The 18,192-nt window shown below is 65.8% G+C and carries 14 protein-coding genes and 1 tRNA gene; 9 read left to right on the top strand and 6 right to left on the bottom strand.

Annotation, left to right across the window (positions count from 1 at the left end; translation table 11 throughout):
- The first annotated feature begins 5 nt into the window (after window positions 1-5).
- The 3 genes from K8R92_05290 to K8R92_05300 are packed head-to-tail and all read left to right on the top strand — an operon-like array spanning window position 6 to window position 3,261.
- The gene (locus tag K8R92_05290; protein MCE9619302.1) at window positions 6-719 is read left to right on the top strand and encodes a hypothetical protein; all 714 of its coding nucleotides are present in this window, start codon (window positions 6-8) and stop codon (window positions 717-719) included.
- Entirely contained in the window at window positions 716-2,389 is a 1,674-nt protein-coding gene (locus K8R92_05295; protein MCE9619303.1) for a hypothetical protein, read from the top strand. The genes K8R92_05290 and K8R92_05295 overlap by 4 nt, the downstream gene beginning before the upstream one ends.
- A 17-nt stretch (window positions 2,390-2,406) precedes the next feature.
- Window positions 2,407-3,261, top strand: coding sequence for a ParA family protein (locus tag K8R92_05300; protein ID MCE9619304.1), 855 nt, complete (start codon window positions 2,407-2,409; stop codon window positions 3,259-3,261).
- Between the two features lie 27 nt (window positions 3,262-3,288).
- On the opposite strand, the gene K8R92_05305 is transcribed toward K8R92_05300, so the two are convergent.
- Complete coding sequence (locus K8R92_05305) at window positions 3,289-3,684, bottom strand: hypothetical protein (protein ID MCE9619305.1); 396 nt, start codon at window positions 3,682-3,684, stop codon at window positions 3,289-3,291.
- 45 nt (window positions 3,685-3,729) lie between these two features.
- Here K8R92_05305 and murJ point away from each other — a divergent pair, with 45 nt between their 5' ends.
- Window positions 3,730-5,319, top strand: a complete 1,590-nt coding sequence (gene murJ, locus K8R92_05310) for a murein biosynthesis integral membrane protein MurJ (GenBank protein MCE9619306.1) — start codon at window positions 3,730-3,732, stop codon at window positions 5,317-5,319.
- A gap of 176 nt (window positions 5,320-5,495) precedes the next feature.
- Here the strand turns inward: murJ and K8R92_05315 are convergent, their stop codons facing one another.
- Genes K8R92_05315 through K8R92_05325 form a run of 3 tightly spaced genes read right to left on the bottom strand, consistent with a single transcriptional unit; the run spans window position 5,496 to window position 10,396 of the window.
- Window positions 5,496-6,794: a radical SAM protein gene (locus tag K8R92_05315; GenBank protein MCE9619307.1), complete on the bottom strand. Its 1,299-nt coding sequence runs from the start codon at window positions 6,792-6,794 to the stop codon at window positions 5,496-5,498.
- Between the two features lie 6 nt (window positions 6,795-6,800).
- Window positions 6,801-8,369, bottom strand: coding sequence for an insulinase family protein (locus K8R92_05320; GenBank protein ID MCE9619308.1), 1,569 nt, complete (start codon window positions 8,367-8,369; stop codon window positions 6,801-6,803).
- 11 nt (window positions 8,370-8,380) lie between these two features.
- Entirely contained in the window at window positions 8,381-10,396 is a 2,016-nt protein-coding gene (locus K8R92_05325; protein ID MCE9619309.1) for an insulinase family protein, read from the bottom strand.
- Window positions 10,397-10,550: 154 nt separating this feature from the next.
- Between K8R92_05325 and K8R92_05330 the strand changes: the two genes are divergently transcribed.
- From K8R92_05330 to K8R92_05340, 3 genes are all read left to right on the top strand, one after another.
- Window positions 10,551-12,398: a hypothetical protein gene (locus K8R92_05330; protein ID MCE9619310.1), complete on the top strand. Its 1,848-nt coding sequence runs from the start codon at window positions 10,551-10,553 to the stop codon at window positions 12,396-12,398.
- Between the two features lie 163 nt (window positions 12,399-12,561).
- The gene (locus tag K8R92_05335; protein ID MCE9619311.1) at window positions 12,562-14,247 is read left to right on the top strand and encodes a hypothetical protein; all 1,686 of its coding nucleotides are present in this window, start codon (window positions 12,562-12,564) and stop codon (window positions 14,245-14,247) included.
- A 28-nt stretch (window positions 14,248-14,275) separates the two neighbouring features.
- Window positions 14,276-15,223: a prepilin-type N-terminal cleavage/methylation domain-containing protein gene (locus tag K8R92_05340; GenBank protein ID MCE9619312.1), complete on the top strand. Its 948-nt coding sequence runs from the start codon at window positions 14,276-14,278 to the stop codon at window positions 15,221-15,223.
- 26 nt (window positions 15,224-15,249) lie between these two features.
- Here the strand turns inward: K8R92_05340 and K8R92_05345 are convergent.
- Window positions 15,250-15,323: transfer RNA gene (locus K8R92_05345), tRNA-Cys, on the bottom strand.
- 41 nt (window positions 15,324-15,364) lie between these two features.
- Between K8R92_05345 and K8R92_05350 the strand changes: the two genes are divergently transcribed.
- Window positions 15,365-16,432: a hypothetical protein gene (locus K8R92_05350; protein ID MCE9619313.1), complete on the top strand. Its 1,068-nt coding sequence runs from the start codon at window positions 15,365-15,367 to the stop codon at window positions 16,430-16,432.
- A gap of 62 nt (window positions 16,433-16,494) precedes the next feature.
- On the top strand, window positions 16,495-16,971 hold the full coding sequence (locus tag K8R92_05355) for a peptidylprolyl isomerase (protein MCE9619314.1): 477 nt from the start codon (window positions 16,495-16,497) through the stop codon (window positions 16,969-16,971).
- Here K8R92_05355 and K8R92_05360 read toward each other — a convergent pair.
- Window positions 16,952-17,521: a peptidylprolyl isomerase gene (locus K8R92_05360; protein ID MCE9619315.1), complete on the bottom strand. Its 570-nt coding sequence runs from the start codon at window positions 17,519-17,521 to the stop codon at window positions 16,952-16,954. The genes K8R92_05355 and K8R92_05360 overlap by 20 nt on opposite strands.
- Between the last annotated feature and the right edge of the window lie 671 nt (window positions 17,522-18,192).

The raw sequence follows: 18,192 nt of genomic DNA on the forward strand, positions 1-18,192 counted from the left end.
AACCGATGTTTGCCGCCGCCTCCATCCTGGTTCTTGCCCTCGCCATGGACGACGCCACTAAGCCCGGCGATCTCGTGCCGATCGAGCAGGGACTCGCCGACCGATCCGTGACCGGCACCTCGCTGCGGATCCAGCCGGTCGAGCTGAGCACGACCACCAACTTCAACAAGTTGTACGGCGTCGCGGGAAGGCCCGATCTTTTCGTGCGCTCTCAGGGCGGCGTCTACGCGGTCTTCGACCAGGGCGCCTACCGGACGGTCTATGGAAAGACGCTGTCGAAGACCTTCGCCCAGTGGCCGGCGGGAACGACCTTTCACATCGGACAACCCGACTTCACCAAGCTCAAGGCCTCGGGCATCCGCGAGGGCCAGATCGGCGCCAACACTCCTCCCGGAACACAACTGACGCCGAAATCGGTCGGCGGACCCGACGCGCGGATCGGCGAAGCGCCGGTGGAGGGCTTGGTGAAGGTCAAGCCGCTGAGCGAGCGCTCGGGAGTCGAGCCCGCGAACCGGGACTCGCCGGCGAAGGTTTCCTCCAAGGACGCCGGGTTCGGACATCACAGCGTCGACATGCCCGCTCCAAAGGCGGCGCCGGCGAAGCCGGCCGACAACGCCGCGGCAGCGCCGACCACTGCTGGGACAAAGAGCGAATCGATGCCCGCAGTTCCGAGCCCATCCTCGAAAGACGGTCCGGCGCAGCCTCCCGCGAAACCATGAGGTCAGACCTGTGGCGCGCGCTCGCGGTCGGTTCGCTCGCGTCGATCGCACTCGCGTCCGAGGCCGCTGCGCAGATTTCTGCGGCGATGGATCGACCAGCCGCGGTCCGTGGCGGCGTGATCGCCATTCCGCTCCACCAGCATCCGGCCAATGAATCGTGGCCCTCAAGCCTGGGTATCGCGCCCGTCGATGGCGCTCCCGCGTTCGAGGGGGTGGTCGCGTGGATCGGCGCCAAGGCACCGCCGATGGAGCGATCCTGGACACAGTCCCAGGAACAGTTGGACATTCGCCCCATCGCCGACGCGCCCAAGGATCACGATCCGGAAGTGTCGGGATCGGTCGTGCTGCTGGCGCGGACGCCGCGCGACGTGCGCGGCCGGCTTCGCGTGGGCGATTCCACCATCGAGCCGACATGGCTGGAGCTGGCCGAGCTCGAGCCCGACGGGGCAAAGCTTCCCCTGGCCTTGGGCGATCCCTACGCGCTGCCCGATCCGGAATCTCCATCGGAGTGGTTCCGCTGGTGGCTCCTCGCCGACCAGGCGGACCGGAAGCCACCGCCTGCGAGCGGCGACGAGGCGCAGCGCCTCTTTGCGCTGCACCGCGCCCAGCTCTGGCAGGCGGGCATCGAGCGCATTGAGCGGCAGAGCCCGGGCGTCGCGGCGGAGATCCGGGAGCGGCTCACCGCGGTCTGCACCGAGTCCGGAACCGACTCCGCGAAGACTCCGACCCGCAAGGCTTGCTGGATCGCCAACGCCGAGGCGCTCTCGTCGCTGCTTGCGAGCTTGATCACCACCGACCGAACCGACGAGCAGTCGATGCAGGCGTCGCTGGGACTGCTGCGGAATATTTCTCCGGTCACGCTCTGGCCCGAGGCCGACGATGGCCGCGCCATCCATTTCGCCGCGTGCAACGCCTCGCCCGAGGAGATCGTGATCCAATTCGCCTGGGTCGAGGCGCCCAGCCTGCCGCCGCTGGCGATGCTGCTTCCGCCCTACGGCATGGGGCGTCTTTCCATTGACCGGCCCGCGGAGCTGATGCCTGATCCGCTCACCGGGGAATCCAGCCCGATCGTCGGCTCTTTGCAGCTCACCGGGCCGGGCGGAATGCAGCGCATGAGCGTGGCGCCGGCGCAGTGCGTGATCCGACCGCCCGGCTATTCGCTGGGCCTCTTTCTGCCCATGCTTTCGCTGGCCGACGCGCAAACCGGAAAGATCCAGCCGGTTCCGGCGGGCTGGGGCACCACCGCAAGCGTGCGCCGCAAATTCGGACGCTGGGAAATCTTCGCCGAGTGCCTGCGCCGCGAGGTCCGGCTCGAGGATGAACTGGACCTTCGCATCGGCGACAGCGGCCGGCCGATGGGTCGAGTCCGCGTCGGCGAGGCGGGAGTGCGCGGCGTCGACGCGCCGGGCGGCGCCCCCGAGCCGGAGGTCCGCACGGATTCCTTCGCCGACCGTTGGCGCTGCGTCATCGAGATTCCCGAGGAATGGCTGCCCGCGGACGCCAAGGGACGTCCCTTCGTGATCGGCATCTCCCGCTCGACCAGCGGCGCCGCGTCGCGCCAGTCCGCGATCGCCGCGACTCCGCCCTGGCATGTCGGCCCGCCGCTCATCCAACTCGAGGCCTCGAAGTGGATCGATCCTCCGGTTCAGCGCGTCATTTCGGCGCCGTGATTCCCTATACTCGCCGCATGGACGGCAAGCCCACAATGCGGGTGGTGGCGCTCCTCAATCAGAAGGGCGGCGTCGGCAAGACCACCACCACCGTCAATCTGGGTGCCGCGCTGGCCGCCACCGGGCTGCGCACACTGTTGATCGACCTCGATCCGCAATCCAATCTGAGCCTGCACTTCGGCGTGGAATCCTCCGCCGACGCGCCGCTGCCGGGCACCGCGAGTCTTTTTGCTGATCCGCCCTTGCCGCTGGCCAAATGCATCACCCGCGCGAGGGAGAATCTGTGGTTTGTCCCGGCTGATCCGGAGCTGGCCCTGGCGGAGGGGCAGCAGGACGCGCAGCGCGTGCTGGCCAACGCCCTTGAAACGGTGCGCGGACGCTTCGATGTGGTGCTGCTGGACTGTCCGCCGGGTCTGGGCGTGCTGAGTGTGAACGCGCTGACCGCCGCCGACGAGGTGATCGTTCCGATGCAGGCGCACTATCTGGCGCTGCGCGGATTGGAAAAACTCCTGCAGACCGTGGCGGACATCACCGCGGGATTGAACCCCAGGCTGCGCTGCACCGGAGTTGTGCTCTGCATGCACGAGAATCAGTCGAGCCATGGCCGCGCGGTGGTCGACGAGATCCGCCAGCACTTCGAGGGCTGTCGCGGAAGCGACCTGCCCTGGAGCGAGTGCCGACTGCTGCAGCCGCCGATTCGGCGCAACATCAAGCTGGCCGAGGCGCCCTCCTTCGGCAAGACCATCTTCGACTACGACCCAAAGTGCGCCGGCGCCGACGACTACCGCGGCATCGCCGAGAGCCTGATCGCGATGTGGGGCGAGCGCCAAAGCGCCGGGATCCCGCGCGATCCCTCCGTGACTTCGGCCTGAAGAACGCGGCTCGCGCCGCAGCGGGCGTCACTTCACCGGACGGATGATCACGGTCGCCTCGCTCATCGAGGGATTCAGCTGCCCGGCCCGGAAATTCAGCTCAGCCTCGCGGTCCCCCTTTCGGAAGAAGAGGCTTCCCGAAGTCGGATGGACCTCGCGCTTGGTCACGTGCCAGCCCTGGCCCTGGAACATGGCGACGGCCTTGTCGGCGAACTCGACGGTATCCGGAATGGCGCCGCGGAAGGTGAAGAGTCCGCCGTCGAGCGTGCCGCTGCGCTGGTCAATGTTTGCGCTGTGGCGGCTCTCCATGGAGGGCGGAGCCGGAACGTCGCTCTCCAGAATCATGTCCGGCCCCGATGAGCAGCCGGTCGCGAGCGCCGCCCACGCAACGAGGAGAATGATTGCAGGCGGGATTCGCTTCATGTCGATATTCGAGAATACCTATTCCCCCCGTGACGAGGTCCGATCATGTCGTTTGAAAAGCACGCGCGCACGGTCTCGCTGCTGACGCTGGTCAGCCGCGCGTCGGGGCTGGTGCGGGACGCGGCCCAGAGCCGCGTCTTCGGCGCGGGTCCGGTGATGGACGCCTTCGCCTTCGCGTTCATGCTGCCCAACCTCTTCCGTCGCCTCTTCGGCGAGGGCGCGCTGAGCGCCTCATTCACTCCGGTCTATGCCAAGCTCGACCACGCCGACCCGGCGCGGGCGCGGCTCTTCGCCTCGGTCACGATCACGCTGCTGGCGGTGGTTCTCGCCGCGCTCACCGCGGCCGGGGAACTGGTGCTGCTCTCGCTGCCGGCCGAGGATGCGAACCAGCGGCTCGCCTTCCAGCTGATGGCGACCATGCTTCCCTACATGCCGCTGGTCTGCGTGGTGGCTTTCATCGGAAGCGTGCTCAACGTGCACGGCAAGTTCGGGGCCGCCGCCGCCAGCCCCATTCTTCTGAACGCGGCCATCGTCGCCGCGTCGGCGGGCGTCTCCTATGTGCACGGAGGCATGGAGCGGGCGGCGCACATTCAGATCGTCGCCTGGAGCGTCGTCGGCGCGGGCGTTCTGCAGCTGCTGTGGATGGCATGGAGCCTGCGCGGCCGCGGCATCGGCCTCTCTCTGCAATGGCGGGACAGCCGCGATTCGCTGCGCACCATGCTCACCACCATGCTGCCGATGATGGTGGGGCTGGGCGTCTTTCAGCTCAACACCTTCGTCGACGGTCTGATCGCCAGCTATCCGACCGTGATCGGCCCCACGATTTTCGGCTTCGACTTTCCCCTTGACACGGGCTCCAACGCGGCGCTCAATTACGCGCAGCGCCTCTACGAATTTCCGCTGGGAGTCTTCGGCATCGCCATCGCCACGGCCATCTTTCCCACGCTGGCGCGGCAGGCCTCCGATCCGGCGCTCTTCGCGCACACGCTGCGCCGCGGGCTGCGGCTGGCGCTCTTCATCGGGCTCCCGGCCAGCGCCGGGCTGATCGTGGTGCGGCAGCAGCTGACGGCGGTGATCTTCCAGGGCGGCCGGTTCACACCCGAGGACACCGCCCGCGTGGCCACCATCCTGCTGGGCTACGCCCCCGCGGTCGCGGCCTTCAGCGTGATGCACACGATGACGCGGGCCTTCTACGCGCTGGGCGACTCGAAGACGCCGACCCGGATCTCCATCCAGATGGTGGGGCTGAACTTCGCCCTCAACTGCACGCTGATCTGGACGCCGCTCAATGTCGCGGGGCTGGCCTGGAGCACCACCATCTGCGCGTGGATCCAGGTGGTCATCCTGATCCACAAGCTCCGCCATCGCATCGGGGATGTCCTCGACGCCCACACGCGCCTCGCCGCGATCAAGATCGCCGCCGTGACGCTGGCCATGACGGCGGCCACCGGCGCCCTGGCCTTCGCGCTTCCGACGGGGACTTCGTGGATGCAATGGCTGGCGCAGCTCGGGGCGATCACCGTCGCGGGCATCGTTTGCGTCTTCGGCCTCTCTTCCTGGTGGCGCATGCCGGAATGGCGATGGGCTCTCGGACGCGCCGAGCAGGAGATTCAGGCGATCGACGGCGGCCCCTGAAAATGGCCGCAATCAGGCTGAAAAACGGCCCGTTTCCGTCACACGGCCCAAAATCAAGCGCGTAATTGAAATCGGCACGCTCGTCCGGGGGAGATTCACATCTACACACCGAGCGTGCTGGCTGCGCCCAAGGTGGGCGCAGCCTCATTTTTTGACAGATCGATGGGCGACGCGGATCAACTCGTGCCGGACAGAGACCACGTCGCGCCGTCGCGATCGACGCGTCGGTAGAGCGTGTCGCGCTCGACCGGCTCGCACCCCGCGTTGCGGATGGCGCGGACCAGATCGTGGACGGAGGTCTCCTGGTGGTTTCCTTCTCCGACCGCCTTGGTGATGTCGTACCACACCACGGTGCCGTCCAGGTCGTCGGCGCCCGCGCCCAGCATGAGCTCGGCCATCGGCAGCGTCTGCATGATCCAGAAGGCCTTCACGTGGGGGAAGTTGTCCAGCATCAGCCGGGCGATTGCCAACGTGCGCAGATTCTCGATGCCGGTCGGCGCCGGCAGATGCTCCAGCTCGCTCTCGTTGGGGTAGAAGGGCAGGGGAATGATCGTCTGGAAATATCCGGTCGAAAGTCCCTCATGTCCGGCCATGGGCAGCCGCTGACGCGGATAGAACTCCTCCGGACCGGTCAGCACCACTTCGTCGGGATGCTTCATGCGGATGCCCTGCGCCCGCGCCCACCCCCGCAGCGTGAAATCCTGCTGCGCCCGCAGCAGCCCCAGGTGATGAAGCCGTTCGGGACGGCGGTCGATGTGGCCGTAGAGCATGGTGGCGTTGGAGTTCAGTCCCAACTCGTGCGCGGCGCGGTGCACATCCAGCCAGTGGTCGCCGCGGATCTTTCCCTTGAAGGCCTCGTCGTGCACGCGGTCGTCGAAGACTTCGGCGCCGCCTCCGGGCAGCGAACCGAGCCCCGCATTCATCAAGTCGCGCAGCACCGCCTTGATGCCCTCGTAGTCCTCGCCGCCGCGCTTGGACACGCGCTGCAGGTGGACGATCTCCACTGCGGTGAAGGCCTTGATGTGGATCCCCGGCGCCGCGGCCTTCATGGCCCGCAGCACGTCCAGGTACCACTCGAAGGGCAGCCAGGGATGGAGACCGCCGACCATGTGGATCTCGGTGGCGCCGGCGGCCGCGGCTGCGGCCGTCTCCCCGGCAATGTCCTGGGCCGTCTTTTCATAGGCGCCCTCCTGGCCCTTCTTGCGGTGGAAGGCGCAGAACTTGCACGAGAGCGCGCAGACATTGGAGTAGTTGATGTGACGGTTGACGTTGTAGAAGGCGCGCTTCCCGTGCAGGCGCCGACGCACCAGGTCCGCCAGGGCCAGCACGCGGTGCAGGTCGCGCGTCTCGTAGAGGCGCAGGCCCTCCTCCTCGCTCAGGCGGATGCCGCCAAGCACCTTGGCCTCGATCGCGTCCAACGCGGCGTCATGCCCGGGCGGAAGCGTCGGAGCGAGCGTGGGATTCAACAGAGTCATCAGCGGCTATCGGGGCTGGGCCAGTCCCTCGCCGCCGGTCGACGGAGGCGTGGGGGCGACTTGATCCATCTTCACGATGGGCTGCATCGTCATGGGATCGCGCAGCGGCAGGTGCGTCACCTTGCCGCCGAGCAGGTCGTCCATCTTGGCGCGGCCGGTGCTGTCGCCGGGGCCGACGGTGCTCCAGTCGCCCACCACCAGCAGGACCATCTGGTTTGGATCCACGTACTTCTTGGCGACCCGCTGCAGGTCGGCGGGGGTGGTCGCCATCACCTTCTCGCGGAAGGTCTTCCAGTAGTCCTTGGGCCGGTTGGTCATTTCGTCGTTGACGAACACGCCGAGCATGGCGGGCTTGCTCTCGAAGGTGCGCGGGAAGGTCTCGATGAACTGCCGCTTGGCGGTCTCCAGCTCCTCGTCGGTCACGGGCTGGTTGCGGACCTTGTCCATCTCCTCCAGCACGATCTTGGCCGCCAGCGCCACGGTGGGGTTCTTGCTCTCATAGGCCGCTGCGAAGACGCCGGGGTAGTAGACCTTGGGCGAGAGTCGGCTGCCGGCCGAGTAGGCCAGCCCCTCGTTGCTGCGCACCTGCTGCATGATGCGGCTGGTGAATCCACCGCCGCCGAGGATGTCGTTAAGCATCAGGTAGGGGACGTAGTCGGGGTCGTCGCGCTTGATGGAGCGCATGCCGACGCGCACCTTGCCCTGCGGGATGTCCTTCTGCACGTGGTAGATCCCGGGCACGATCGTTGCGGTCGGCGCGGGCGGGTCGGGCATTTTCTCGCCGCGGGCCCAGCCGTCGAAGGCGGCGTTGAGCTTGGCCAGCATCTCCTGCGGCTCGAAGTCGCCGCTGACGGCGATGATCACATTGCCGGGATTGAAGATGCGGGTCTGGAACTCGCGCATCTTCTCCGGGGTGATCGATTTCAGGCTGACCTCGGTGGAGTCCAGCGACTCGAAGTGGTCGCTGCCGTACATCAGGCGGCTCCACTCGCGTCCCATGATCGACCCCGCGTCGTCGTTGCGCTGCTTCATCTGCTCCAGGGCCTGGCCGCGGTTGGTTTCGAGGCGCGCCGCGTCGAACCCCGGGTTGCGCAGCATGTCCATGAAGAGCTTCAGGCTCGCGTCGAAGTTCTTCGAAAGACAGTTCATGCCCGCGGAGCTGGTGACGTCGCCGCAATTCGCGGAAGCCTGCGTGGCGAGGAAGTCCAGCGCCTCGTCGAACTCGGCCGGCTTCATGGTGGTGGTGCCGCCTTCGCGGATCATGCGCCCGGTCATGCCGGCCAGGCCGACCATGTCCTTGGGCTCGAGGTAGCTGCCGCCCTTGAAGGTCATCGACAGGTTGATGAGCGGGAACTCCTTGCTCACCGCCATGTAGACCGGCGTCCCGTCCTTCAGCGTGGAGCGGAACTTGGCGGCTTCGGGCGGCTCGAAGGTCAGCGGGCCGTACTTGATCTCCTCGGGGCGCTTGGGAACGCCCGTTCCCTTTTGCGAATCAGCGGCGAAGAGGGGGAGGGCGACGGCTGCGAGCACGAGTGTTGCGATGGTGGTCTTCATGGTGTTGGTTCCGTTCTTCATTTTGAAACGAATCATTGTCCGCCGCTCTTTGGCGTTCCCGCCGCGGGAGTCTTGCTTTTCGCCGGAGGAGCGCCCTTGGTGGGCGGGGCCGCCGGTGGTGGAGTCTTGCCTGCCGCCGGAGCCGCGGGCGCGTCCTTGGCCGCGGCCGGCGCGCCGCCCGCTTCAAGCTGCGCGATCCGGTCGTTGATCTTCTTCTTCATGTAGTCGAACATGGGCTTCATCTGCGGCGGAACCTGGGCGCTCTGGGCTTCCATCGCCTCGAGCCCCTTGCGAAGATTCTCCGGATCCGTTTCCTGGGTCAGCTGGGAGGCCATCTGCTTGGCGCGGGCCCGCATCGGCGCGGGCAGCGAGGCCAGATCGGGATCGTCCCCGGCGGCGGCCGCTCCGGCCTTGCGCTTGTAGGTCGCCACGCTGCGGTTGCTCACGTCGAAGTAGGTCTTGGCCACGCGCTGGATGTCGGCCGCCGTCACCGCCTGCAGCTTCTTGGGAAGTTCATTGAGCTCGCGCCAGCCGACGGTGCTCTCCGCGAAACCCAGCTGCACCAGCAGTGAGAAATTGTTCTGAAGGCGGCGATAGCTGTTGGCCGCCACCCCGTTCTTCACCTTTTGCAGCTCGAGGTCGGGCACCAGCTCGTCCTGCAGTTTCTTCAGCTCGTCGTACCAGGCCTGCTCAAGCTGCTCCGGAGTGGAGTCGCCCTTGGTCTCGGCGTCGAAGGAGAACGCGCCGGCGTACTTGCGGCCGTCGTAGTTGGCGCTGGCGCTGGAGGCGATGCTGCGGCCTTCGATCATGCCCTTGTAGAGGCGGCCGGTGCGGCCGTTGAGCACCTCGCTCATCATGTCGAGGGCGTAGCCATCCTTGTGGCCCAGCGGAACGGTGTGGTAGCGCACCTCGACTTCAGGCTGGAAGTCGCCTTCGGCGTTCATGCGCTGTTCGGCCATCTGCTTGGTCTCCAGCGTCACTACCGGCGGCGGCTGGATCTTGCCCGGCTCGAGCCGTCCGAAGTATTGCTCGATCTTGGCCTTGACCTCTTCGGGCTTGAAGTCGCCGACCACCACACCCACCAAATTGTTGGGGCGGTAGTAGGTGTTCCAGTATTCCATCGCGCCATCCATCGTGTAGCTGTTCAGATCACTGGTCCAGCCGATGACCGGCCAGAGGTAGTTGCTCGAGATCCAGAACATCGCCTCGAACTGCTCCTGGAAGCGCCCGGTCGGCGTGCTTTCGGTGCGCAGGCGGCGCTCCTCGTGCACCACGTCGCGCTCCGAGTAGAACTCGCGGAAGACGCTGTCCATCAGGCGGTCGCTCTCCATCCAGGCCCACAGCTCGAACTTGTTCGACGGGACGTTGATGAAGAAGAAGGTGATGTCGTAGCTGGTGAAGGCGTTCATGCCGCTGCCGCCGGCCTTGGTGTAGACCTGGTCGAACTCATCCTTGACGATGCTGGACTGGGCGGTCTGCTCGAGCTCGAGCTTGGCGATCTGCTTCTGGATCTCCTCCGTCTGCTTCTTGCCCTCGTCCGTCTTGGGCAGCGCGGCCAGATCCTTCTTCAGTTTGGAGATGGCGTCGGCGGAGGAGCGGCCCTGCTGCTGGTCCATCGACTTCTTCAGCTGGGCGCGAAGGTCCTTGAGCTCGGTCGTGTCATTGGAGGGGTTCCACGGATCGTCGATCTCCCCCTTGAAGAAGCGGGTGTACTGGGTGGTCCACACCTGGTTGTTGATCTGGCCGCGCAGGGCCTTCTGCTGGGCGCGGTACTCGGCGTCCTTCTGCGGGTCGCGGGTGCCGATGGTGTTGGTTCCCTTGAACATCATGTGTTCGAAGAAGTGGCTGATGCCGGTGATGCCCGGCCGTTCGTTGACCGAGCCGACCTTGGCCAGCCAGCCGGCGCTGATGACGTTGGGCTGGTCGGTCCGCGGCACCAGCAGGAACTTCATGCCGTTGGGAAGGGTGAATTCCTGCACGTCCACTTGCTGGGCCGAGGCAGTGGCGGCGACCACGAGAAGGGACACGAGGGCGAGAAGTTGTCTCATTGGGAGCTCCTGAGCGATGCGATGTTGGGGACGGACCGAGCAAAGCCGCCAAAGGCGGCGGGTCGCGGATGATATACGGACTTTCGCTTGTTCAATTCTTGATTTTGACCAAAATATTCTTGGACTCCCGCGGATAACGGGATACTCTTGCCCCATGCTCAAGACCCGCATGTTTGTGGTTCTGTTGGCTGTTCTCGGCTGGGCCGCCACCGCGTCCGCGCAGCTGCGGGTGTTCCACTTCAACATCGCCGGCTACCACGGGGATGACACCGCGATGAGGGGTGTTCTTGCGGCCGCTCAGGCCGACGACAAGATGGGATGGGCGCAGCCCGTCGATGTCTTCGTCTTCAATGAGTGCATCTTGTCGGCCAAGCCCCAGATCCAGGCGGCGATCAACGCCACAGCTCCGGTCGGCGTGACCTACGCGCTGGGCACCTACACCTCCGCCAGCGGCGAGGATTCCGCATCCGGCGCACAGTGCATGTTCTACCGCTCCGACAAATTGACCGAGGTCGTCAGCGGGCATTTGGACATTTCCACGGGAGCAAGCCGCTACGCCGACCGCTGGCTGCTGCAGCTCAACGGGTACACCTCGCCGCTCTCCAAGTTTTATCTCTACGGCGCCCACCTGAAGGCGAGCACCGGCAGTTCAAACGCCGCCATCCGTCAAACCGGCATGCTGGCCATGCGCAACAACGCGGACGCGCTGGGTGCCGGCATCCCGTCCATCTTCACCGGCGACTTCAATTTCTACAACAACTCCGAGGCGGGATACGCCACGCTGATCGCCGCCGGAAACGCCCAGGGCATTGATCCCTTGGGCAATGGAAACTGGACCGGCGCCGCAAACTCTTGGAAGCAGACGCAGGCGCCGCTCATCAACGGCTACAACAACATGGTCGGCGGGGGACTGAACGATCGATTCGACTTCATCGTGCCCAGCCTCGGGGCCGCCGACGGACACGGCATCTCCGGACTCGCGTCCACCATCCGTGCCTTCGGCAACGATGGCAACCACTACAACATCGACATCAACTCCGGCAACAACACCTACTATCCCGCGGACATCGCCCGCTCCAACGCTCTGGCCGACGACCTGGGCATGGCCAGCGACCACATTCCGCAGCTCATGGAGTTCCAGGTTCCGGCCAAGATGTCCGCCTCGCTGATCGGCGTTCCCACGAAGGTCATCAAGAACGCCGTTTCCTCGATCGAGGTGAAGGTTCAGAACACCGCGCCCTATTACAACTCCATCGGAGTCGATCCGCTGGCTTTCGCCGTGGCCTGCACCGGAAGCGTGTCGGGCGCCTCCAGCGGAACCGCGCCGCTTTCCCCGGGTTCGATCAGCAAGTTCGTCACGCTCAACACCGCTGCCGTCGGCACCGTGACCGGCACCGTGAATGTCACCAGCAGCAACGAGGCGGTCGAATCGCCCGCCATCGCGCTGCCGGTCTCCTCCCAGGTGGTCCGCTCGAGCAATCCGACCCTCGACCTCTCCACGGATGTCGACAGCGTCACTCTGATCATGGACGTGGAGACCGACACCGGATCCGCAGCGGTCGACGCCTCCGTGAAGAACTACCTCTACGACACCAACCAGGCCAAGCTCGACATCGACAGCGTCTCCTTCGCCGGCGACCTCGCCAGCCGGCTCTCCATGTCCAGCGGCCTCGGTGCCGGCCTGACCAGCGGCGTCCGCACGCTGCACTTCCTCTTCGACACCGCCGGCGTCACGCCCGGCACCTACGCCGCGGTCGCGACGGTGGTGACCAGCGACGAGAACATTCTTGGCGCCGCCTCGCGGAACATCACCGTCAACTTCGACATCGCCGTGGGCAGCGGTGTCTTCGGCGACATCAACGGCGACGGCTATGTCGACGGCGGCGATCTGGGTCTGATGCTGCTGGACTTCGGCCCGTGCCCTGGTTGCGCGACGGATCTTGACGGCGACGGCGTGGTGGATTCCGGCGATGTCGGTCTGCTGCTCCTGTCCTTCTCCTGATCGGATCCCGGCGGCGCTCGGGTTCAGCGTCCGCTGAACCAAATTCAAATCAAATTCAAAAGGGTTCTTGGCGCAACCTTGACCACGGCGTTTCTTTCGCCGCGCACACTCCTTGGCGTCCGCTCAATCGGGCGTGATTCCATCTTTCCCCCAAGGAACCCCCATGAACACCACCTTCGCCGCTGTGTCCTTCGCCGCCCTTCTGTCCACGCAGGCACTGGCCGGCGGACTGATCATGAACGAGTACAACGCCGTCGGCTCGACGAAGATGCTGACCGGCTCCGACCCGGTTTTCGGGCAGGTCCTGAACAACGGCGGCAACTGGATCGAGCTGGTCGTCACGCAGGATCATCTGGACATCCGCGGCTGGAAGCTGAAGTGGGCTGAGACGGGCAACAGCACCGGCAATGGAACCGACTATTGGTATGGAAACGGCTCGATCGACCAGGGCATCATCACATTCTCCAACAACGCGGTGTGGAGCGATCTGCGCAGCGGAACCATCCTGACGGTGATCGAGACGGATGCATCCGGAGTCGGCCGCAACGACGATTTCACCTTCGATCCCTGCTCCGGCGATTGGTGGATCAACGTCCACACCTTCAACAATCCGACCTACGTCTCGACGGTCACCAACAAGATCGGCAAGGTCGCCGGACAGTTCAGCACCGGCAACGCCAACTGGATGATGGAAATCTGCAACGCCGCCAACGCATTGGTGACTCCCGCGTTTGGCGAGGGCGGCCCGATCTATGGAGGCAGCGGCATCAGCAGCACCGAGGTTGGAAAGCTCCGAGCCGATCCCAGCGCCGGCGTCACCAACGCATCGTTCAACGACGGGGACAGTTCCTCCTTCGGCAGGCCCAACACGTGGAGCGACCCGCTGGTTCCGATCTGCAAGGTCCGGCAGGACTTCGCCGCGCTGCGAAGTTCCGTGATGGATGGATGTCCTTCGTGCACGCCGATCGCCCTGAATGAATACAACGCGGTGACCTCGGTGACCTTCCTCAACGGCGGAACGCTGGCCGCGGATTCCGCGGGCGGCGCGGCGGCGGACTCCTATTTCGGTCGCGTTGCGGGCAACGGCGGCAACTGGATCGAGATGGTCGTGATTCAGGACCGCCTCGATCTCCGAGGCTGGACCCTGGAATGGCAGGAAAATGTCGCGGATGGCAACCATGGAACCGTCACCTTCTCGCAGTCCCCCGCGATCTCGGCGATCCCCTCCGGCACGATCCTGACCCTCACCGAGAAGAACGCGGCGGGCGGCGGCAAGGACACCGACCTGGTCGGCGTCATCAGCGGGGGCCAGCGCTGGATCAACATCTGGAGCCATGACACGGCACTCATCGACAGCACCTTCAGCACCAAGGTCGGCGACAACGCCTATGGCGCGTTCTCCGTGACCAACAGCAAGTGGTCGCTCACCTTCCGCGACGGCTCCAACATGGTCGTGGCAGGTCCCTTCGGCGAGGGAGCTCCCGGGTACTCCCTCGGTGCCGTCGGCAACACCAGCGTCTGCCGCCTCAAGCAGGACCTGGCGACGCGCCTTACGGGCACCAACGATTACGACGACACCGCGACGTACAGCACTTTCGGGTCACCCAACCGCTGGATCATCTGTCCCGATGAAAGCACCATTTTCACGCAGAGCTTCGCCGCCCTGGGGGAAGGCGTCTGCCAGGCCTACGCGCCATGGGACCTGGACATGAATGGCTCCATCGACGGCGGAGACATCGGCCTCTGCCTGTTGGACTTCGGCCCGTGCCCCGGTTGCGCGGCCGACATCGACGGCTCGGGCGAAGTGGACGGCGGCGACATCGGCATCATCCTCCTCAACTTCAACTGATGGGAGCTCATCCATGAACATCTCAAGCATGAAAAGGGTCCGTGGCTTCACCTTGGTGGAACTGCTGGTGGTCCTCGCCATCCTGGCGCTGCTCATCGGCCTGCTCATACCGGGTATCAACCATGTGCGCTCCCGCGCCAAGGAAATGGCCAGTCAGTCCAACATGAAGCAGTGGGGGATCGGCTACGTCAATTTCGCCACCGAGCGCAAGGGCCTGCTTCCCTGGGAGGGAGAGAAGGACGCCGCCAAGATGCCGCTCAATCTGGCGGACCGGCAGCGCTGGTGGGGCAACGTCGTGCCGCCCTACGTGGATCAGCCCGCCTACGCGAGCCTGGCTCTTCCCGACGCCGCGGTTCCGGTGCCGCCCGATTCCGGGTCGATCTTCATCGATCCCTCTGCGAAGACACCCTCGGGCTTTGCCAGCGGACAGAGCGTTTTCACGGGGTGGACGATCCCCAACTCCAAGTCGAAGTTCTTCTTCTGCTACGTGCCCAACTCCAACCTGAACAACTCGCTCGCCGCCGAGATGGACGCGCTGCCCTCGACCGACGAGCGCAGCACCGCGAAGAAGTATGACCCCAAGACCGGGGCCACCACGCCCGAATGGATCGACGCGCGCCGAATGCGCGTCTCCCGACTGAAGAAGCCCTCGAACACGGTGCTGCTCATGGAGATGCGCAGCATTCCGGAGGAACTCGACGGGGCGGGGACGCGCGACGGCAAGACCCCGGACCTCTGGCATCCCTACTACGGTGAGACCCTTAACCGCCATCGAGGGGACTGGCAGCGCTTCGCGGCGCGGCATCGCAACGGCGGCCACATCCTCTACGCCGACGGCCACGCGGATTGGTATGAGAACACCGTGGCGTGCACGCCTGCCGGCGGAAGCGAGCCTTCGAAGGACAAGACGGTCGATTTCAACCGCGCCGACCTGATCTGGGATCCGCTCGGGCGATCGACGCTGTCGGATCTTTGAGCCGCGGCGGTGCGAACGGAATCGAAAGGCCGAGGTGGGATTTGAACCCACGAATCACGGATTTGCAATCCGTTCCCTTAGGCCACTTGGGTACTCGGCCGAGACCGTATCCTTGCATCGAACGCCGTTCGCGTCAACGCAATGAACTCTCGATTTCACGAATCTTTTCCTGCGATCGTCATCGCCCTGTTGTTTTCGCCCGCCGTTGAGGTTCGCGCGGATCCGCCCGCATCGAGTCCGGTCGTCGCGCCGGCTTCAAGCGCCGCCGGCGCGAATCAAGCCTTGCCCGCCAAATCCATGGAGCGGCCGCCGCTGCTTCCCGAGGGAGCGTTCCTGACGCAGGCGGTCGGATCCCTCGAGCCCGGCGAAGGGGATCGCGGCTGGCAGTTTCGATTTCGCGATTCCTTCGAGGGCGAGTCCGACCGGGTCGTGCAACTGCTGCCCTCCATCACGCTCGAGGACATGATCCGCAATCGGGCGCAGCTGGCTCCGGGCACGGTCGCGAAGTTCGCGCTCACCGGCAAGGTGACGGTCTACCGCGGATCCAACTATGTCGTGCCGCTCTTCGCGACGGTGATCGCCTCTTTTCCGCCCCGGCAGACCCGCCCGACGCTGGCGCCGCCGGGCGCGTGGTATGGATCGAACGAGGCGGCCGAGTCGAACAAGTTCAGGCTCGCTGAGGAGGAGCTGGCCCGCAGGAACGCCTCCCTTGCGGTGGTGCGCCGCGCCTTTCTTTCCCTCGCCTCGCCGCTTTCTCCCGAGGCGCAGGCGGCGGAGCAATCCCAAAGGCAGACATTGACCGGCGGCATCTCGGCCGATGACATCGAGCAGGAACTTGTCGCCCGAGTGGGGGATGTGCCGCGTTCCATGGACGCGGCGCGCCTGCCGCCCGCCGATCCCGCATCGCCGAACTCGATGAAGTGGCTGCAGCCGGGGCGGCGGATTCACGACCGGCTGGGCACCGTGATGCGCGACCCGGTCAACGGCGTCTGGCGCTTCGTCTTCGAATCCGCCCGCGGCCCCGTGGGCGAGCGCGAGGCGGAGCTGCTTCCCTGCCAGATGACGGAGTGGATCGCGCGGCAGGCCCAAACCAACGGAGGCCTCAACTCCGGAATCATCTCGGGGGAAATCACGCTCTTCGAGGGGCGCTCCTACCTGCTGCCCACCAACTTCGCGGGATTGCGCACCGGGAAACTGCTTTCGCGCTAGGCATTCCGCGGCGGCGCCACCGCACGTTGCGCCGCCGAAAAGATTGCTACCCTCAATCGACCATGGCCTACCCAACCGCGACCATCTCAACGGAGCTCGGCGACATCGAAGTGGAACTTTGGAACGACGTGGCTCCCGGCCACGCCGAGAATTTCCTCAAGCTTGCCAAGAAGGGCTTCTACGACGGGCTCATCTTCCACCGGATCATCCCCGGCTTCGTCATCCAGGGCGGTTGCCCCAAGGGCGACGGCACCGGCGGTCCGGGCTGGCAGGTGAAGGCTGAGTTCAACAAGAAGCAGCATGTGCCCGGCACCCTCAGCATGGCGCGAAGCGGCCATCCCGACAGCGCCGGCAGCCAGTTCTTTGTCTGCCTGACCCGCGAGCAGTGCCAGCACCTGGACAATCAGTACACCGCGTTCGGCCAGGTCACCAAGGGCATGGAGGTCGTCGAGAAGATCGCGGCCACGCCGGTGGAGCCGCGCTCGGGCCGGCCGCTCAAGCCGACCAAGATGACCAAGGTCACCGCGTCTGCGAAGTAGGAACGGAAGCGGGCGGCTCGACGCTCTCGGCACGCACGCGCTGGTCGCGCCGGTTCTCCCCGGGCACGCGCGGCGGCGCCGGAACGATCTCGACGCGCAGAATCTTCGGTGCATTGGCGGGCCGCCCCGTGGCCGCGTCGGCGATGCTCGCCTCGGCCATCTTGCGGAGCGTGTCGCGCCCGGCCACCGCGTAGGCGAAGGCGCAATACTGACCGTCCAGCCGCGCCGTTCCCGCGCGGGAGAGCGCAAAGTAGAACTGGCTCCCCGCGGAATTGGGATCGTCGCCGCGGGCCATGCCGACCACGCCGAAATCGTGCGGTAAATCGCTGGGTTCAAGGGCCAGGTTCCAGCCCGGTCCGCCATCGCCCGTGCCGGTGGGATCCCCGCCCTGAATCACGAAGGGCTGCCCCTCGCGGTTCATGGGGACGATGCGGTGGAAAATGGTGTTGTTGTAGAAGCCCTGGTCGGCGAGCGTGACGAAGTTCCGCACCGTCGCGGGCGCCGCGTCCGGCGCGAAGGCGATGCGGATCGTTCCGGCGTCGGTGGTCATCACCGCGTCCACATCCTCTTCCGTGCGGAAACCGCTGAGGATGATGGGCTCGGAGGCGATCCACTGCGCGGAGGCGGCCACCACTTCCTGGTCGGCGGGATTGAGCAGACGATCGCCCCATCCCACCACGCGCGAGTAGGGCTCGTTGGTTCCCTTGCGCAGGCCGCGCATGGTGCGCACCGAAGGCGGGCTGCGCAGCGGCTCCAGCACGATGGGGGAGCCGATCGGTTTTCCATCCTCGAACAATTGGACCCACGCCGCCTTGGAAAGATTCTCGATGTTGGGGACCAGCGGACGCAGATCGACGATGCCCGGGGTCACGCCGAGGTCGCCCAGCGATTTCCCCTCCGTGTCCAGCACCTGAATGGTGAGGATGCCATGCGAGGTCGGCGCCACCACGCGGATCTCGACCGGCTCCTGGGCCCGGTGGAAGCGGCGCGCGCACTCCAGGGCCGCCGATTTCGCCGGCGTGTTGTGCGACGCCGCCGAAACCGGACTCGAAGCCGCGACGACCGGCGCCTCCGCGCCGTCGCTCTTGGCCGCGACCACGGATTGGGAGAAGTTGCCGGATTCCGCGCTTGGTGCGGCGGCCTTGCCTGATCCTTTGCAGGACAAGGCGCCAGCGGCGAGCGCCAGAGCGAAGCAGCGCATTGCGATCGACGTGCGCGTCC

The organism is Planctomycetota bacterium, from assembly GCA_021414025.1.
Taxonomy (GTDB): Bacteria; Planctomycetota; Phycisphaerae; order Phycisphaerales; family SM1A02; genus SYAC01.

Excerpts from the sequence above, each read along its gene's own strand:
- K8R92_05295 (MCE9619303.1), top strand. The coding sequence starts at position 716 with ATGAGGTCAGACCTGTGGCGCGCGCTCGCGGTCGGTTCGCTCGCGTCG.
- K8R92_05290 (MCE9619302.1), top strand. The coding sequence starts at position 6 with ATGTTTGCCGCCGCCTCCATCCTGGTTCTTGCCCTCGCCATGGACGAC.
- K8R92_05340 (MCE9619312.1), top strand. The coding sequence starts at position 14,276 with ATGAAAAGGGTCCGTGGCTTCACCTTGGTGGAACTGCTGGTGGTCCTC.
- K8R92_05300 (MCE9619304.1), top strand. The coding sequence starts at position 2,407 with ATGGACGGCAAGCCCACAATGCGGGTGGTGGCGCTCCTCAATCAGAAG.
- K8R92_05330 (MCE9619310.1), top strand. The coding sequence starts at position 10,551 with ATGCTCAAGACCCGCATGTTTGTGGTTCTGTTGGCTGTTCTCGGCTGG.
- murJ (MCE9619306.1), top strand. The coding sequence starts at position 3,730 with ATGTCGTTTGAAAAGCACGCGCGCACGGTCTCGCTGCTGACGCTGGTC.
- K8R92_05355 (MCE9619314.1), top strand. The coding sequence starts at position 16,495 with ATGGCCTACCCAACCGCGACCATCTCAACGGAGCTCGGCGACATCGAA.
- K8R92_05325 (MCE9619309.1), bottom strand. The coding sequence starts at position 10,396 with ATGAGACAACTTCTCGCCCTCGTGTCCCTTCTCGTGGTCGCCGCCACT.
- K8R92_05350 (MCE9619313.1), top strand. The coding sequence starts at position 15,365 with ATGAACTCTCGATTTCACGAATCTTTTCCTGCGATCGTCATCGCCCTG.
- K8R92_05315 (MCE9619307.1), bottom strand. The coding sequence starts at position 6,794 with ATGACTCTGTTGAATCCCACGCTCGCTCCGACGCTTCCGCCCGGGCAT.
- K8R92_05335 (MCE9619311.1), top strand. The coding sequence starts at position 12,562 with ATGAACACCACCTTCGCCGCTGTGTCCTTCGCCGCCCTTCTGTCCACG.
- K8R92_05305 (MCE9619305.1), bottom strand. The coding sequence starts at position 3,684 with ATGAAGCGAATCCCGCCTGCAATCATTCTCCTCGTTGCGTGGGCGGCG.
- K8R92_05360 (MCE9619315.1), bottom strand. The coding sequence starts at position 17,521 with ATGACCACCGACGCCGGAACGATCCGCATCGCCTTCGCGCCGGACGCG.
- K8R92_05320 (MCE9619308.1), bottom strand. The coding sequence starts at position 8,369 with ATGAAGAACGGAACCAACACCATGAAGACCACCATCGCAACACTCGTG.